The 17,550-nt window shown below is 64.3% G+C and carries 12 protein-coding genes; 6 read left to right on the top strand and 6 right to left on the bottom strand.

The window, feature by feature from the left end; genetic code table 11:
• Window positions 1-5: 5 nt before the first annotated feature.
• Window positions 6-1,625 (bottom strand): GMC family oxidoreductase, encoded by a 1,620-nt coding sequence (locus BMW89_RS07450; RefSeq protein ID WP_092024201.1) that lies wholly within the window; start codon window positions 1,623-1,625, stop codon window positions 6-8.
• A 175-nt stretch (window positions 1,626-1,800) separates the two neighbouring features.
• Here BMW89_RS07450 and BMW89_RS07445 point away from each other — a divergent pair, with 175 nt between their 5' ends.
• A complete protein-coding gene (locus BMW89_RS07445) occupies window positions 1,801-2,973 on the top strand; it encodes a M20 aminoacylase family protein (RefSeq protein WP_092024199.1) in 1,173 nt (390 codons plus the stop codon).
• A gap of 75 nt (window positions 2,974-3,048) precedes the next feature.
• On the opposite strand, the gene BMW89_RS07440 is transcribed toward BMW89_RS07445, so the two are convergent.
• From BMW89_RS07440 to BMW89_RS07430, 3 genes are all read right to left on the bottom strand, one after another.
• Window positions 3,049-4,671, bottom strand: coding sequence for an inorganic phosphate transporter (locus tag BMW89_RS07440; protein WP_092024197.1), 1,623 nt, complete (start codon window positions 4,669-4,671; stop codon window positions 3,049-3,051).
• A 124-nt stretch (window positions 4,672-4,795) separates the two neighbouring features.
• Complete coding sequence (locus BMW89_RS07435; RefSeq protein WP_092024195.1) at window positions 4,796-6,238, bottom strand: UdgX family uracil-DNA binding protein; 1,443 nt, start codon at window positions 6,236-6,238, stop codon at window positions 4,796-4,798.
• The gene (locus BMW89_RS07430) at window positions 6,238-7,473 is read right to left on the bottom strand and encodes a putative DNA modification/repair radical SAM protein (RefSeq protein ID WP_092024193.1); all 1,236 of its coding nucleotides are present in this window, start codon (window positions 7,471-7,473) and stop codon (window positions 6,238-6,240) included. Before BMW89_RS07430 ends, BMW89_RS07435 begins: the two co-directional genes overlap by 1 nt.
• 163 nt (window positions 7,474-7,636) lie before the next feature.
• Here BMW89_RS07430 and BMW89_RS07425 point away from each other — a divergent pair, with 163 nt between their 5' ends.
• Genes BMW89_RS07425 through BMW89_RS07415 form a run of 3 tightly spaced genes read left to right on the top strand, consistent with a single transcriptional unit; the run spans window position 7,637 to window position 13,267 of the window.
• The gene (locus BMW89_RS07425) at window positions 7,637-8,416 is read left to right on the top strand and encodes an ImuA family protein (RefSeq protein WP_092024191.1); all 780 of its coding nucleotides are present in this window, start codon (window positions 7,637-7,639) and stop codon (window positions 8,414-8,416) included.
• On the top strand, window positions 8,319-9,896 hold the full coding sequence (locus BMW89_RS07420) for a Y-family DNA polymerase (protein ID WP_177195892.1): 1,578 nt from the start codon (window positions 8,319-8,321) through the stop codon (window positions 9,894-9,896). Before BMW89_RS07425 ends, BMW89_RS07420 begins: the two co-directional genes overlap by 98 nt.
• Window positions 9,893-13,267 carry an error-prone DNA polymerase gene (locus tag BMW89_RS07415; protein WP_092024189.1) on the top strand — a complete coding sequence of 1,125 codons (3,375 nt, stop codon included), beginning with the start codon at window positions 9,893-9,895 and terminating at the stop codon, window positions 13,265-13,267. The genes BMW89_RS07420 and BMW89_RS07415 overlap by 4 nt, the downstream gene beginning before the upstream one ends.
• 184 nt (window positions 13,268-13,451) lie before the next feature.
• Here the strand turns inward: BMW89_RS07415 and BMW89_RS07410 are convergent, their stop codons facing one another.
• Together BMW89_RS07410 and BMW89_RS07405 are read right to left on the bottom strand one after the other, a co-directional pair.
• A complete protein-coding gene (locus BMW89_RS07410; protein ID WP_092024187.1) occupies window positions 13,452-14,222 on the bottom strand; it encodes an SDR family NAD(P)-dependent oxidoreductase in 771 nt (256 codons plus the stop codon).
• 181 nt (window positions 14,223-14,403) lie between these two features.
• Window positions 14,404-14,691 carry a hypothetical protein gene (locus BMW89_RS07405; RefSeq protein ID WP_092024185.1) on the bottom strand — a complete coding sequence of 96 codons (288 nt, stop codon included), beginning with the start codon at window positions 14,689-14,691 and terminating at the stop codon, window positions 14,404-14,406.
• 55 nt (window positions 14,692-14,746) lie between these two features.
• On the opposite strand from BMW89_RS07405, the gene BMW89_RS07400 reads away from it, so the two are divergent.
• Together BMW89_RS07400 and BMW89_RS07395 are read left to right on the top strand one after the other, a co-directional pair.
• A complete protein-coding gene (locus BMW89_RS07400; protein WP_177195891.1) occupies window positions 14,747-16,147 on the top strand; it encodes a CoA transferase in 1,401 nt (466 codons plus the stop codon).
• Between the two features lie 145 nt (window positions 16,148-16,292).
• Window positions 16,293-17,537, top strand: coding sequence for an efflux RND transporter periplasmic adaptor subunit (locus BMW89_RS07395; RefSeq protein ID WP_092024183.1), 1,245 nt, complete (start codon window positions 16,293-16,295; stop codon window positions 17,535-17,537).
• The last annotated feature ends 13 nt before the right edge of the window (window positions 17,538-17,550 follow it).

Raw genomic sequence — 17,550 nt, 5'->3', positions numbered from 1 at the left:
AGGCGCTACTTTGCATCCTCCAAAATCATCGTCGCGCCCTTCTCGGCGATCATCGCGGTCGGCGTGTTGGTATTCCCGGAGGTGATCGTCGGCATGATCGAGGCATCGACGATGCGCAAGCCGTCGAGGCCGTAGAAGCGCAGCCGTTCGTCGACCACCGCCATCGGATCGCTCGGCGCGCCCATCTTCGCGGTACCGACGGGATGGAAGATGGTGGTGCCGATGTCGCCGGCCGCCTTCGCGAGCGAGGCATCGTCGTCGCCGACGGTGGGGCCGGGCAGATATTCGCTCGGGCGATATTTCGCGAGCGCCTTCTGCTGCATCAGGCGACGTGTGGTGCGGATGGCGTCGGCGCCGACCTGGCGGTCGTCGTCGGTCGACAGGTAATTCGGCGCGATGATCGGCTTCTCGTCCGGCGTCGACGCGCGCAGCCGCACGGTGCCGCGCGAGGTCGGCTGGAGATTGCAGGCACTGACCGTGATCGCGGGAAAGCGGTGCAGGGGATCGCCGAACTTGTCGAGCGACAGCGGCTGCACATGGAATTGGATGTTGGCGCGCGCGCGCGTCGCATCCGAGCGCGTGAAGATGCCGAGCTGCGACGGCGCCATGGTCAGCGGACCGCGGCGGCGGAAGGCGTAGTCGAGCCCCATCAAACCGCGGCGGAACAGATTGTAATAGGTCTCGTTCAGCGTGCGCACGCCCTCGACCTTGTAGATCGCGCGCTGCTGGAGATGGTCCTGCAAATTGCGGCCGACGCCGGGCCTGTCCATGACGATGTCGATGCCGAGCGGCGACAGCCAGTCGGCGGGGCCGATGCCGGAGCGATGCAGCACCTGCACCGAGCCGATCGCGCCTGCCGAGAGGATCACCTCGCGTTTCGCACGCGCCTCGATGGTTTCGCCGTTCTGGATGAAGCGCACGCCGACGGCGCGGCCTTGCTCGATGATCAGACGATCGACCAGCACGTTCTTCTCGAGCCGCAAATTGGAGCGGTTCAGCGCGGGCTTGAGGAAGCCGCGCGCCGACGACCAGCGCCGGCCGCGCTTCTGATTGACGTGAAAGTAGCTGGTGCCTTCGTTGTCGCCGGTGTTGAAATCCGGGATGCGCTTGATGCCCATCTCCTCGGCGGCGTCGCCGACCGCATCGAGCACATCCCATGACAGCCGCGGCGCCTCGATGCGCCAGCCGCCTCCTGCGCCGTGATGCTCGCTGGCGCCGAGGAAGTGGTCTTCGAGCTTCCTGAATAGCGGCAGCACGTCGTCGTAGCCCCAGCCGGTCATGCCGAGCTGGCGCCAATGATCGTAATCGGCTGCTTGGCCCCGCATCGAGATCATGGCGTTGATCGCCGAAGAGCCGCCGATCACCTTGCCGCGGGGATAGGCCAGCGAGCGGCCGTTCAGGCCGGGCTCGGCCTCGGTCTTGAACATCCAGTCCGAGCGCGGATTGCCGATCGCGAAGAGATAGCCGACAGGGATGTGGAACCAGATCCAGTTGTCGTCGCCGCCGGCTTCGAGGATGAGGACGCGGTTCCCGGGAACGGCCGAGAGCCTGTTGGCGACGATGCAGCCGGCGGTGCCGGCCCCGACGACGATATAGTCAAACTCACCTTCGAGCCGCCTTGGCATTCTGCTTCCACCCGGATGGTCACTTGACGTTCCGTCCTAATAGGCAGACGCAGCGGATTGGGACAAGTCCGGCCATGCCGGATGGACAGGGCTAGGCCCCGATCCCCGGCAGTTGGGTGGACTGGCGCTTGCATGGTAGACAGTCCTGTATTTTCAACAAAGCTTGAGACCTTCCATGCCCATCGTGAACCGTGTCGCCGACCTTCAACCCGATATTCAGGCCTGGCGCCGGGACATCCATGAGCATCCCGAGCTGCTGTACGACGTTCACCGCACCGCAGCATTCGTCGCGGATCGCCTCCGTGAGTTCGGCTGCGATGAGGTCGTGACCGGCCTCGGCCAGACCGGCGTGGTCGGCGTGATCAAGGGCAACAAGCCGGCGGGCGAGGGCCTCAAGGCCATCGGACTGCGCGCCGACATGGACGCGCTGCCGATCGACGAGCAGACCAACCTGCCTTACGCCTCCAAGACTCCCGGCAAGATGCACGCCTGCGGCCATGACGGTCACACCGCGATGCTGCTTGGCGCTGCGCGCTACCTCGCGGAGACCCGCAACTTTGCCGGCGATGCGGTCGTGATCTTCCAGCCGGCCGAGGAGGGCGGCGCCGGCGGCTTGGCCATGGTCAAGGACGGCATGATGGAGCGCTTCGGCATCGAGCAGGTCTACGGCATGCACAACGGCCCTGGCATCCCGGTCGGCTCGTTTGCGATCCGGCCGGGTCCGATCATGGCGGCGACCGACGAGGTCGACATCAACATCGAGGGCCTCGGCGGCCATGCCGCGCGTCCGCACAAATGCATCGACTCCGTGCTGGTGGGCGCACAGGTGATCACGGCGTTGCAGTCGATCGTCGCGCGCAGCGTTGATCCGCTGGAATCGGCGGTGATCTCGATCTGCGAATTCCACGCCGGCAACGCCCGCAACGTCATTCCGCAGACCGCGACGTTGAGGGGCACCATCCGCACGCTCTCGCCGGAAGTGCGCAAGCTGGTCGAGAAGCGCGTGCACGAGGTGGTCGCGGGCGTGGCGCAGATCACCGGCGCCAAGATCGATTTGCGCTACAAGCGCAACTATCCCGTCGTGAACAACCACGCCGCGGAGACGGAAGTGGCGCGGCGCATCGCCATGCAGGTCGCGGGCGACGCCAACGTGCACGAGATGTCGCCGCTGATGGGCGGCGAGGATTTCGCCTACATGCTGGAAGCGCGCCCCGGCGCTTTCATCTTCTGCGGCAATGGCGACAGCGCCGGCCTGCATCACCCCGCCTATAATTTTGACGACAAGGCGATCGTGTTCGGCACCTCGTACTGGGTCAAGCTGGTCGAGGAACAGCTCGCGGCGTCGTAAGCCCTCAGGGCCAAGCGTAACGGAAAAGGGCCCGTGCATAGCACGGGCCCTTTTTGTCTTGTGTCGCGTTGTGGCTCAGAACACGTGCGAGAAGAAGTAGTAGAGCGAGCCGGAGATGATCATCGCGGCCGGCAGGGTCAGCACCCAAGCCATGGCGATGTTGCGGATCGTAGACCATTGCAGGCCAGAACCGTTGGCGGCCATGGTGCCGGCGATGCCGGACGACAGCACGTGGGTGGTCGAGACCGGCAGGCCGTAGATATCGGCGGCGGCGATGGTGGCAGCAGCGGTGATCTCGGCGCAAGCACCTTGCGCGTAGGTCAGGTGGGTCTTGCCGATCTTCTCGCCGACGGTGACCACGATGCGCTTCCAGCCGACCATGGTGCCAAGGCCGAGCGCGATGGCGACCACGATCTTCACCCAGCCCGGGATGAACTTCGTGGCGCTATCGAGCGAGCCCTTGTAGGCGTTGAGCACGGCGACGTCGTCGGCGTTGAGCTCGGCTTCCTTGTCCTTCATCAGGAAGCGAAGCGCTTCGGAGGCGAGGTACATGTCGTTGCGGGTGTTGCCGACAACGTCGGCCGGCACCTTGGCGAGCGAGCCGTAGGTCGTGACCTGCTTGGCGATATCGCGCACGAGCACGGCGAGCGACGGGAACGTGCCGCCGGTCACTTCGCGCGTGGCGACGTAGCTGGTGACCGCGGGCCGCGGATTGCCGAGCACGTTGTAGCCGGCCGCCTTGCCCTCGATGATCTTGCTGGCCGAGGCCGAGTTCGTGACGAAATGTTCGATCTCGCTCGCCGGCATTGCGCGGTTGAGCGCATAGGCCGTTGGCACGGTGCCGATCAGGATCAGCATGATCAGGCCCATGCCCTTCTGACCGTCATTGGAGCCGTGGAAGAAGCTCACCAGCGTACAGGTGAGGATCAGGATGCCACGAATCCACAACGGCGGCGGCTGATCGCCCTTCGGCTCGCCGAACAGAGCGGGCGTGACGCCCAGCAGAACGTTGCGCAGGATCAGTAGCAGGACCGCGGCGAGCGCGAAGCCGAACAGCGGCGACAGCAGCAGCGCCTTGCCGATGTTGGTGGCCTGCGACCAGTCCACGCCCGAGGTGCCGCTGCGGCCGTGCAGGATCGCGTTCATGATGCCGACGCCCATGATCGAGCCGATCAGGGTGTGCGAGCTCGAGGCCGGCAGACCGAAATACCAGGTGCCGACGTTCCAGATGATGGCGGAGATCAACAGCGCGAACACCATCGCGAAGCCGGCGCTGGAGCCGACCTGAAGGATCAGCTCGACCGGCAGCAGCGAGACGATGCCGAACGCCACCGCGCCCGAGGACAGCAGCACGCCAAAGAGGTTGAACATGCCGGACCACACCACGGCAATGTTGGCGGGTAGTGAACGGGTGTAGATCACGGTCGCGACCGCGTTGGCGGTGTCGTGGAAGCCATTCACGAACTCGAAGCCGAGCGCGATCAAAAGCGCGACGAAGAGCATGAGGAAGGGGGCGATGCTCTTGACCTGCGTGCCGGTCGCATCGATGTCGATCCAGATGCTGTAGGCAACGAAGAGCAGGGCGGCAGCGATAACCCCCATATAGATAATGCCGGTCAGTGGGTGGAATCCGCCTTCAAGGTCGGGCCCCTTACGCAAGGCCGGCTCGATGGAGCCTGGCAAAGCAACGTCACTCATTGGAAATTCTCCTGTCCCAAGAGCCCGATTTTGCGCGCGTCATGTGACAGCCAGTTGAAATGGCGGACAGGCAATTAAAATGTCGTGAGTTCTCCACGGCTTGTTGCCGTGCATCCGGGTCCTGTCAGGCGGCGCGCGGGGCTTTTTTCAGCAAGCCGGCGGCGATCTTCAATTCTTCGACAAAGCGCTGATATTCCAGCGCTCTCGCCTCCGGATCGGGCAGTCGCAGCAGATAGGACGGATGCACTGTCACGAGCGCCTTGCGTCCGTCGGGAAGATCGATCAACCGGCCGCGGGTCTTGCCGACAGGGGTGATCTTGCCGAACACGCTTTGCGCGGCGGTAGCGCCCATCGCGACGATGAGCTCGGGCTGGATTGCCGAAACTTCCCGCTCATACCATTGTCGGCACGCTTTGATCTCCGGCGTCGCCGGCTTCTGGTGCAGGCGGATCTTTCCGCGCGGTACGAATTTGAAATGCTTCACCGCGTTAGTGACATAGACCGTCTTGCGGTCGACGCCGGCTTCGGCGAGCGCACGGTCGAGCATCTGGCCGGCCGGGCCGACGAAGGGATGGCCGGCGAGGTCTTCCTTGTCGCCGGGCTGCTCGCCGACCAGCATGATGGTGGCGTTCTTCGGCCCTTCGCCGAACACGGTCTGGGTCGCGTCCTTATAGAGCGGGCAGGCGCGGCAATGCGTGGCCTCCTCGCGGAGCGCTTCGAGATCATCGGTGGCGATCTTGCGTGTCATCGGAGCCTCCGGCCGCTTCTGAGGCTTGTGCGGATCGGTTGCGGCATTGGCGATCATGGCGCCGGTCATGCGCTCGGCATCCTCGATTAGGGGCTTAATGATCGAAGCCTCGGGCAGGTTCCTCCAGTATTTCTTCGGCATTTCCGTCTGCATCGCCTTCACCTTCAGCCGGGCCGGATTGAAAATGCTGGCGTAGTAACGCCGCCAGGTTTCCTCCAGCCGGTCTTCGCCCGGCGCCTCGTTCTTGCTGACGCCCGGTGTGAACGTGAGGGCGTGGCCGTCCCAGTGCGCGCAGAGGTCGGGTGTGAGGATCGACCAGGGCATGTCAGCAAAGCGTTTTGCGAAGAACGGCGCGGCGAGCTCGACGATGTGATGCTCCGGCTCGAACCATGCGACGTAGTGCGCTGCGCGTTCCCGGCCGATCTCGCGGAAGCGCACGAAGGCGTGCATCTTGTGCTCGTCGCGATGCACCGCTCTTGCCATCGCAATGACCTGCGCGACATCAGGATCAGTCGCGACCTCGATGAGGTCGTGATGGTCCTTCAATCGCCAGAGCAGGCGATAGAGGATGGCGAAGCGCTCGCCATCGCGATGCAGGATTGCGGCCTGGGCGAGCTCGACGAATTTTGCGGAGACAGTGAAAGTGCCATCGCTCACCTCAGGCAGCGGAGACGGTGCGGGCGGTGCGAACAACTCCGCTTCGCCGCCTTGCACGGTCCAGGTGACATCGGTGGGCTGCACATGATGCAGCACGAGGTGACGCGCAGCTTTGCGCCAGCCGGCGAAATCGGTTTCGGTGTCGAGGGTGATGTACTGCATCAGAAGCCAAACCCCAATTGTGTTGCCTTCGGCTTGAACCGCTCGATCAGCCGCGCCTCATCGAGGCGATGCGATGAGGGGCGATGATCGCTGAGGACGATGAACGGCAGCGCCTTGTTGCGGGGCACGTGCAGCCGCGCGAGATCGGAGAGGCGGATCGTGGTGGTGCGCCGCGTCGCGATGATGCGTTCGACCGCCTTGGTGCCGAAGCCAGGCACACGCAACAATTCCTCGCGGCTGGCGCGGTTGACGTCGAGCGGAAAGCGGTCGCGATGGCGCAGCGCCCAGGCGAGTTTTGGATCGATGTCGAGCGGCAGCATCGCGCTGTCGTCGACGATCTCCGCAACGTCAAAACCGTAGAACCGCATCAGCCAATCGGCCTGGTAGAGCCGGTGTTCGCGCAGCAGCGGCGGCGGGCGCAGGGGAAGTGCGCGGCTCGCATCGGGGATCGGGCTGAACGCGGAATAATAGACGCGCCGCAGCCGGTAGGAGCCGTAGAGATTGGCGCTGGTGTGCAGAATGGTGTGGTCGGAGGCGCTATCTGCGCCGACGATCATCTGCGTGCTTTGCCCGGCCGGCGCGAAGCGTTGCGGTTTTGTCTTTGTCTTCGCGGCGCGGCCTTCCTCGGCCTCGTCGAGCTTCAGCCTGAGACGGCCCATGGTGCGGCGGATCGCGCGCAAATCCTTCTCCGGCGCGAATTTCTGGAGGCTGGTCTCGTCCGGCATCTCGATGTTGATGGAGAGGCGGTCGGCGTATTTGCCGGCCTCCGCGATCAGCGCGTCGTCGGCCTCGGGAATGGTTTTCAGATGGATGTAGCCGCGGAAGTGATGCTCCTCGCGCAGTTTTCGCGCGACACCCACCACTTGCTCCATCGTGTAGTCGGGGTTGCGGATGATGCCGGAGGAGAGGAACAGCCCTTCGATGTAATTGCGCCGGTAGAAGTCGAGCGTCAGCTTGACCAATTCGTCGACGGTGAAGCGGGCGCGCGGCACGTTGGAGGAGGCGCGGTTGACGCAATAGAGGCAATCGTAATTGCAGGCGTTGGTCAGCAGCACCTTGAGCAGTGAGATGCAGCGTCCATCAGGCGCATAGGAATGGCAGATGCCCATGCCCGGCGCGGTCGAGCCCATGCCCTTGCCGTCGCTGGAATCCCGCTTCTCGGTGCCGCTGGAGGCGCAGGACGCGTCGTACTTTGCGGCGTCCGCCAGAATCTCCAGCTTGCGTTGCACGTCCATGCCTAAATCCCTTTGATTCCACTGCTGAATCTGACGAAGCGCCAATTCGATTGACTCAAGCCGCCCCGTTAGCTTTATATTAGAACATATCATGAACAAATGAGCCAGCCGCAGGTTCTTATTTTTGAGAGCCTCGGCAATCACCCCTGAAGGAGCGGCGAGCATGAGCGCACGCATCAGCGCGCTTGCGACCTTGCGCGGCCAGATCGAGCGCATCGAGACGGCGGAGGTCGTGCATCAGCACGATCGCGTCGCGCTCGGCCATGGCGAAGCCGACGCCGTGCTGAAGGGCGGGCTCGCGCGCGCGGCAATCCACGAGGTGTTTTGCGAGGGGCGGCAGGGGACGGCCGCGACGGGTTTTGTCAGTGGGCTTGCGGGCCGGGTGACCGCGCGCAAACCGCTGCTGTGGGTGCGGCAGGATTTTTCGGAACGCGAGACCGGCGCGCTGTCGATGAGCGGGCTCGCCGAGCTCGGCCTCGATCCCCGCCGCGTGGTGATGGTGCGCGCCGCCGATGTCGAGAGCGCGCTGCGCACCGCGGCCGACGCGCTTGCCTGCGATGCGCTGGGCGCCGTCGTGCTCGAGCTCTGGGGCGAGACCAGGCAGTTCGATCTCGTCGCGAGCCGCAAACTGACACTCGCCGCGCAATCGTCCGGCGTCACCGGTCTGCTGCTGCGGATGGCGGCGCAGCCGCTGGCCTCGACTGCGGAAACGCGGTGGATGCTCCGCGCCGCGCAGTCGCCGCCGGGCTCCGCGTGGAGCGCCTGGGGCGCGCCGCGCTTCGATGCCGAGTTGTTGCGCAATCGTCATGGCCCGTGCGGCCGGTGGATCATGGAATGGAGATGTGATGAGTGCCAGTTCAGTGAACCGTCGGCGTATCCTCAGCCTATGGCTGCCGCGCCTGCCCATCGACCGGATCCAGCGGTTCTTCGGCGCGCTGGGTGATCCCAGCATCGTCGTCATCAAGGACAGCAATGCGCTGGTGATCCATGCGCTGGATGAGGCCGCCGAGCGCCTCGGGCTGCATATCGGTCAGCCCTTGGCGAATGCGCGGGCGATGTGTCCGGATCTAAAGGTGTTCGACGCCGATGTCGTGGCCGATGCGAAGACGCTCAGCGACATCGCCGACTGGTGCGACCGCTTTACGCCGCTGGTGGCGCTCGATGCGCCGCACGGGCTGTTCCTCGACATCACCGGCTGCGCGCATCTGTTCGGCGGCGAAGCCGCGTTGTTGCAAACGCTGGTTCGTGCGCTTGCCCGGCAAGGGTTTGCAGTCAGCGCAGCGATCGCCGGCACCTCGGTCTGCGCGCGCACGCTGACGCGGCAATCTTCCGGCACCATCGTGGCCGATGGCGGGGAGGCGGCGGCGATCGACCGGTTTCCGGTGTCAGCACTCGGTGCGGGCGAGGCCATCACCACTGGCTTGCGCCGTGCCGGCCTGAAGACCATCGGCGATGTCGCCTCGCGCGCGCCGGGCGAGATCACGGCACGGTTCGGTGCACGGTTCTCCACGTTGCTCGCGCATGCGCTGGGGCGGGGCGATGCGCCGATCAACCCGCGCAAGCCGCTGCCCGACTACATCGTCGAGCAACGTTTCGCCGAGCCGATCGCGACCGACACCATGATCGCGATGACGCTGTCGCGACTGGCGGACACGTTGATTGCCTCGATGGAGAAGCAGGGCAAAGGTGCGCGGCGGCTGGAGGCTGCGTTTTTCCGTACCGACGGCGCAGTGCGCGCGATCATGGTCGAGACCGGACGTCCGGTGACGCGAAGCGCGGTCATTGACCGTCTGTTTCGCGAGCGCCTCGATGCGCTGGCCGATCCCCTCGACCCCGGTTTCGGCTTCGACATGGTGCGCTTGTCGGCGAGCCGCACCGAGATCGTGGTGCAGGAGCAACGTGATCTCGACGCCCATGTCCACGACAATGACGAACTCGCCGCGCTGATCGATCGCATCGCCGCACGCATCGGCGGAAAACGCGTCGTCGTGCATTTGCCTGAGGATACCCACATCCCCGAATGCGCGGTGCTGGCCGCGCCGGCGCAGCATCATCTCGCCGCCGCCATGCAAGCGGAATGGCCGGTGCGCGCCGAGAGTGAGCCGCCGCTGCGCCCGTTGCGGCTGTTCGACAAGCCCGAGCCGGTCACGGTGCCGTTCGCGACCGTGCCGGACGGCCCGCCGCATCAATTCACCTGGCGGCGCGCGAAACATGCGGTGGTGCGGGTGGAAGGGCCCGAGCGCATCGCGATGGAATGGTGGCGGCAGGACGGCAAGCAGCTGACGCGGGATTATTTCCGGATCGAGGACGCCGAAGGCCTGCGCTTCTGGATCTTTCGCGACGGTCTTTACGAGGGCGAGGTGTTCGACGGCGACGGTAAGCCTGCGTCTCCCGGCTGGTATGTGCACGGTCTCTTCGCATGACTACGCCTGCTTATGCCGAGATCGGCATCACTACAAACTTCTCCTTCCTGCGCGGCGGCTCGGATCCGCGTGCCTATGTGCATCAGGCGAGCAAGCTCGGTATCCCCGTGATCGGCATTGCCGACCACAACACGCTTGCCGGCGTGGTGCGCGCCTGGAAGGAGCTCGACAATAAAGAGGTACTGCACAAGCCAAAGCTGCTGATCGGTACGCGCATCGTCTTCATCGATGGCACGCCCGACATTTTTGTCTACCCGCGCGACCGCGCCGCCTATGGCCGGCTGTGCCAGCTTCTCACCCGGGGCAAGCGCGGCGACGAGATCACGCGGATCGAAAAAGGCGAGTGCCATCTCGCCTTCGCTGATCTCGTGGAGTTCTCGGAGGGCCAGCTCCTGGTCTTGACGCTGCCGCATCGCTTCGAGCCCGCGCAGGCGCTGGATGTTCTTGCAAAGCTGAGAGCGAGCCGCGCCGAGGGCGTGTGGCTGGCGGCGAGCCTGATCTATCGCGGCGATGATCGGCGCCGCCTGGCAGGGCTCGACGATCTCGCCGCCAAAGCAAACGTGCCACTGCTTGCGACCAATGAGGTGCTCTATCACGATCCCGGTCGCCGTCCGCTTCAGGACGTGCTCACCTGCATCCGGGAAAAGACCACGATCGAGGCGGTCGGACGGAAGCTTGAGGCCAATGCCGAGCGTTTTCTGAAGACCCCGCAAGAAATGTCGCGGCTGTTCCGCGATTTCCCCGAGGCGATCGCGGAGACCATGCGCTTTGCGGACAAGATCGAGTTTTCGCTCAGTCAGCTCAGTTATCAATATCCAGACGAGCCGGTGCCGCCGGGCAAGACCGCGCAAGGGCATCTGGAGGATCTGACCCGGGCGGGCGTACAAAAATATTTCGGCGGCGACATCGACGACAAGCTGCGCGCCACCCTGAAAAAAGAACTCGCGCTGATCGCCGAGCTGAAATACGCGCATTACTTCCTCACCGTGCACGACATCGTGCATTACGCGCGCAGCCAGAACATTCTGTGCCAGGGCCGCGGTTCGGCGGCGAATTCAGCCGTGTGCTACGTACTCGGCATCACCTCGGTCGACCCGACCAAGGTCGATCTGTTGTTCGAGCGCTTCATCTCCAAGGAGCGGCTGGAGCCGCCGGACATCGACGTCGATTTCGAGCACTCGCGGCGCGAGGAGGTGATGCAATATGTCTATCGCCGCTATGGCCGGCACCGCGCCGCGATCATCGCCACGATCATCCATTACCGCCCGCGCAGCGCCATCCGCGACGTCGGCAAGGCGCTGGGACTGACCGAGGACGTCACCGCCGCGCTCGCCGACACCGTCTGGGGCAGCTGGGGCAAGGGCCTCAACGACATGCAGGTCAGGCAGGCCGGGCTCGATCCGCAAAATCCCATGATCAACCTTGCGGTCGAGCTTGCGACCGAGCTGATCGAATTTCCGCGTCATCTCTCCCAGCATGTCGGCGGCTACGTGCTGACGCAGGACCGGCTCGATACCTATGTGCCGATCGGCAACGCCGCGATGGACGACCGCACCTTCATCGAATGGGACAAGGACGATGTCGATGCGCTCAACATGATGAAGGTCGACGTGCTCGCGCTGGGCATGCTGACCTGCATCAGGAAATGTTTCGATCTGATCGATGCACACAAGGGCGAGCGCTGGGTTCTGGCTAGCGTCCCACAGGACGATCCCAAGGTTTACGACATGCTGTGTGATGGAGAGTCCCTCGGCGTATTCCAGGTCGAGAGCCGCGCGCAAATGAACATGCTGCCGCGCCTGAAGCCGCGGACTTTTTATGATCTCGTCATCGAGGTTGCGATCGTGCGGCCGGGGCCGATCCAGGGCGACATGGTGCATCCCTATTTGCGGCGACGGAACGGGATCGAGAAAGTAAACTATCCGGCGCCGTCGCCAGATCATGGAGAGCCGGACGAGCTCTATAAAGTGCTGCACAAGACGCTCGGTGTCCCGCTGTTCCAGGAGCAGGCGATGCGCATCGCGATTGAGGCGGCCAAGTTCACGTCCGAGGAGGCCAACGGCCTGCGGCGCTCGATGGCGACGTTCCGCAATGTCGGCACCATCGGCAAGTTCGAAGACAAGATGATCGGCAACATGATCACGCGTGGCTATGCGCCGGAATTCGCCAAAAACTGTTTTGAGCAGATCAAGGGCTTTGGCTCTTACGGCTTCCCGGAGAGCCACGCCGCGAGCTTCGCGCAGCTCGTCTACATCTCTTCATGGTTGAAGCACTATCACCCCGACGCCTTCTGTTGCGGTCTGCTGAACTCGCAGCCGATGGGTTTTTACGCGCCGGCGCAAATCGTCAGCGATGCCCGCAAGAACGGCGTCGAGGTGCGCGAGATCGACGTGTCCTACAGTTTTGCGCAGAACACGCTGGAGAATGCCGATGGAAGATATTGCGCCGTCCGTCTTGGCTTCCGTCAGATCGACGGTTTTCACTGGCTTGATCCCGATGAGGAGTTCCTCAAGAAGGAGCAGGTGAAGCGACAAGGCAAGGAATATGTCAGTCAGAAAGACTGGGCCGATCTTATCATCGACGCGCGCAATCGCCGTTCCTTCACCTCGCTCGAAGATTTTGCCCGCGACACCGGCCTGCCCAAGCGCGCGCTGATTCTGCTCGCCGACGCCGACGCGTTCCGCTCGCTCGGGCTCGATCGCCGCGAGGCGCTGTGGCAGGTGCGGCGGCTGCCCGACGACGTCGCATTGCCGCTGTTCGAAGCGGCGACGGCGCGCGAGCAGCCGGACGAGCACGCAAAGCCGCTGCCGGTGATGCCGCGCGCCGAGCAGGTGGTCGCGGATTACCAGACTATCCGGCTATCGCTGAAGGGCCATCCGATGGAATTCTTGCGCGAGATGTTTTCGCGCGAGCGTGTCGTCGCCTGCAAGGAGATCAGCCACGACAACGAGCGACGCCGCGTTCGCTGTGCCGGCGTGGTGCTGGTGCGGCAGCGGCCGGGCAGCGCCAGCGGGGTCGTGTTCATGACGCTGGAGGACGAAACCGGCATCGCCAATGTCGTGGTGTGGCCAAAAATCATGGAGCAATACCGGAAAGAGGTGATGGGCGCGCGCCTCATCGAGGTTCAGGGCTATATCCAGAGCAGCCCCGAAAAGGTGACGCATCTCATCGCCCAGCGCATGATCGATCGCTCGCACGATCTGGTCGGCCTCGCCAACGATGCGCTGAGCCGCAAGCACCCGGTGCCGGCAGGCGCCACGGTGATCGAGCCCCTCAACGAAGACCCCCGCGCCCTCGCGGATATGCCCGCGCAAAAAATCCGTCACCCCCGCAACGTCCGCATCCTGCCGCCGTCGCGGGATTTTCATTGAGGCGATCCCCGCCGACAACTCTTTCACCGTCACCCTGAGGTGGCCGCTCCTTCAGCGGCCCTCGAAGGGCGACGGCCCGGCTGTAGCAGTAGGGCCGAGCATCCTTCGAGGCTTCCCATGCGTCGCGTTGCGCCGCATGGCTCGCACCTCAGGATGACGGAACTGGCAGGGACGCGCGTGCCTGCTAAAAATTCACCCGGTTCGAGATCGCGCCGTCAACCACGAGATTCGATCCCGTGGTGAACCCCGACACCGGGCTCGCCAAAAACACCGCCGCGCTCGCGATCTCCTGTGGCGTTGCCATCCGGCCCGTCGGGTTGCGCTTCATCGCGTCGTTGTAACGCTCGGGCATGTTCTGTTCGATCATGTTCCAGACGCCGCCCTTGAAATAGACCGTGCCGGGCGACACGACATTCACGCGGATCTTCTTCTTTGCGTATTGCCGTGCCAGGCCCTTGGCCATGTGGATCAGCGCCGCCTTGATCGGGCCGTAGGAGCTCGCGAAATCGGCCTGAGCCGCGGCGATCGAGGAGATGATGACGAAGGCGGCGTCGCCGCTTGTCTCGCCGCTGGCCTCGAGGAACGGCCGTGCCGCGTCGAACGCATGCACGGCGCCGAGCACGTCGAGCCGGAAATTCTGCTCCCAGGACGCGGGATCGCCGCCCTGCGCCATCGCGCCGGCATTGGAGAACAGCATGTCGATGCCGCCGAGCTCTTTTGCGGCGCCCTCGACCCACGCTCTCAGCGCCGCGCCGTCGGTGACGTCAACCGGACCGCCGGTCGCGCTGATGCCGTTCGCCTTCAGCTCGGCCACCGTGGCCGCAACCTGATCCGCATTGCGCGCGCACACCGCAACATTGGCGCCTTCACCGGCCAGCGTCGCCGCAATCGCCCGCCCGATGCCGCGCGTGCCGCCGAGCACGATGGCGTTCTTGCCTTTGAGACCGAGATCCATTGTTTGGTTTTCCTTTTTGTTGGTGCAGGGAGTGTAGCTGCTTCGGGAAATATGCTGAACTCTCCAATTCGTCATTGCGAGCGCAGCGAAGCAATCCAGAGATGCATCCGCGGAGATAGTCGGGATTGCGTCGTCGCAAGAGCTCCTCGCAATGACGACGTGGAGAAAAGGCGGGGCCGCCTCACTCCGGCGCAGCGCCCACAGGCGGGCCACCGGGCGGGCGGTGCAGGAAAGTCAGCGAGGCGTAGGCGCCGGCCCAGGAGCCGATCGCCGCGAACGCGACATAGAACGCGTTCTCGGTGTAGCTGATCACCGCGTAGGAGGAGAGCATGTACCAGACCGCGCTCCAGTTCGCGGCCGGCACGCGTTTTCGCGCGATCACGGCGGAGGTGAACATCACATAGACTGCGTCGGTGGCCGCCGTTGCGATGAACACGGCTCCTGCGGTGAGGGGATCGATGGCGGCCATTGCATTCCTTTATGTGCTAATGCGATGGCTGCAAACTAAAGGGAGAGAAGCGGACATGCAAAGCCCCGCCAACATTCTCAGGGATATCTGGACCTCCGCCGGCGGCGATAAGGCTGCGCTCGACCGCGTGCGGCTGACCGGGGAGGAGCCCCAGATCCCGTCCTCGTTTCGCGTCGCCGTCGCTGGACAGACGGCGATTGCCGCGGCTGGCCTCGCCGCCGCCGAGATCTGGCGGCTGCGCAGCGGTGAGGCGCAGGACGTCACCGTCGACATGCGCCATGCCGTCGCCGAATGCCGCTCCGAGCGTTATTTGCGCCTCGACGACAAGCCGCCGCCTCCCGCCTGGGACGCCATCGCCGGCGTCTACAGGACCGGCGACAACCGCTTCGTCCGCTGCCACACCAATTTCCTGCATCATCGTGACGCCGTCTGCAAGGTGCTGGCTTGCGAGCCCGAGCGCGAGAAAGTGCAGGCCGCGTTGATGCAATGGAAGGGCGAGGATTTTGAGACTGCGGCTTATGCCGCCGGCGGTGTCGTTGCCCTGATGCGGAGCTACGACGAATGGTCGGCGCTGCCTCAGGCGCGCGCGCTTGCCGAACTGCCGCTGATCTCGATCGAGAAGATCGGTGATGCCCCACCAAAGCCGTGGCCTGAAGGCGATCGTCCGCTCGCGGGCCTCCGCGTGCTCGACCTCTCCCGCGTCATCGCAGGGCCCGTTGCGGGCCGCACGCTCGCGGCGCATGGCGCGGATGTTTTGCTGATCTCAGGGCCGGAGCTGCCAGCGATTCCCTGGCTCACCATCGACACCGGCCGCGGCAAGCTCACGACGTTCATCGCGCTGAAGAGCGAGGCGGGCAGGGCGCAAATGCGTGAGCTCCTGAAAGAAGCCGACGTCTTCTCGCAAGGCTATCGCCCGCGTGCGCTTGCCGCCCTCGGTTTTTCGCCCGAGGAGGCCGCGAAGATCAATCCCGGCATCGTCTATGTCACGTTGTCGGCCTATGGCCATGCCGGCCCGTGGGCCGAGAGGCGCGGTTTCGATTCGCTGGTGCAGACCACGACCGGCTTCAACCATGCGGAGGGGCAGGCCGCCGGCATCGACGGTCCCAAGGAATTGCCGGCGCAGATGCTCGATCACGCCACCGGCTATCTGATGGCGTTCGGCGCGATGATGGCCAAGCTCCGCCAGGCCAGCGAAGGCGGCAGCTGGCACGTGCGCGTGTCGCTGGCCCAGACCGGGCGCTGGCTGTGGAATCTCGGCCGGCTCGACGGCGGGCTGAATACCCCGGATCTTACGGGCGAAGCCGTACATTCTGCGTTCATCGAGAGCGTGCCATCTGGCTTCGGCACGTTGAAGGCGGTGCATCATTCGGCGCTGCTGTCGAAGACGCCGGCGCGATGGATCCGTCCGGCGATGCCGCTCGGCAGTCATCCGCCGCAATGGCCGCAGCAAAGCTGACGTGAAGCTGACGCGTTGCAGAATTTTAACTCAGATCGAAAGACGCCCGGCGTTTTTTAGGTTGTTTGAAATCCCAATTCAGCACTATTAGCGCGACCGATGAGGCAGTCGTTTGCCGAGATCGTCGCAGATATGACCAGGCCCCATGGTAGTTGAAAATACCAAGCGATTGCAGGTGCTTACAAAACAACGGGTGATCACATCCGTAGTTTTACTGGCACTCGCCGGCGCCGGCGCCTATGGCTTCCTCTATGCGGGGACCAAGGACAAGAGCCACTCCGAGATCTCCAGCCAGTCGCGCAGGAATGCGCAGAATTTCACGCCGACGCCGTCCGAATGGGCGACGCTGACGATCGAGCCGGTCAAGGCCAAGACCTTCCGGGCCGAATATGTCACCGAGGGCAAGGTCGCGGTCGACGAAGACCGTTCGACGCCGGTGTTCTCGCCCTATGCGGGCCGGGTCACCAAGCTGCTCGCCAAGCCGGGCGAGATGCTCAAGCAAGGTCAACCGCTGTTCACGATCGAGGCCGCGGACACCGTGCAGGCCCAGAACGATTTCATCGCGGCAATGACCTCGCAGAACAAGGCGAAGTCGGCGATCGACCTTGCCGACATCCAGTTCAAGCGCGCCAAGGACCTCTATGAAGGCCACGCCATTCCGCTGAAGGACTATCAGCAGGCGGAGGCGACCCAGGTCCAGGCGCAGAACGACATGCGCTCGTCGGGGACGGCGCTGGAGGCCGCGCGCAACAAGCTGCGCATTCTCGGCTTCACCGACGAGACCATCAAGGTCTTCCAGGACAAGGGCGTCATCGATCGGGAGATCACGATCTACTCGCCGATCGCGGGGACGGTCGTGCAGCGCAAGATCGGCCCCGGCCAATACGTCAATTCCGGCGCCAGCGATCCGGTCTTCGTGGTCGGTGATCTCTCGACAGTCTGGCTCACCGCCTTCGTGCGCGAGAGCGACGCGGCCGCCGTGTGCATCGGGCAGGACATCAGCGTCAACGTGATGGCGCTGCCGGGCCGCCCGCTGACCGCGAAGATCAACTACGTTGCCGCCGCGATCGATCCGAGCACCCGTCGCCTGCTGGTGCGCGCCACCATCGACAACAAGGACGGCCTGCTGAAGCCGGAAATGTTCGCCAACGTCACGATCTATTCGGCCGGCGACCGCGCCGCGCCGGCGGTGCCGAAGCAGGCCTTGATCTATGAAGCCGACAAGGTCCGGCTCTGGGTCGCGCGCGAGGACAAGTCGGTCGAGCTGCGCGAGATCAAGATCGGCCTCATCAACGGCAACCTCGTCGAAGTCACGAGCAACCTGAAACCCGGCGAGCAGATTGTCGTCAAGGGCAGCCTGTTCATCGACCGCGCGGCGTCCGGTAGCTGATCGACGACCCAAG

The organism is Bradyrhizobium sp. OK095 (assembly GCF_900109945.1).
In the GTDB taxonomy this organism is placed as follows: domain Bacteria; phylum Pseudomonadota; class Alphaproteobacteria; order Rhizobiales; family Xanthobacteraceae; genus Bradyrhizobium.
This window is presented reverse-complemented; position numbering and strand designations above follow the sequence as displayed.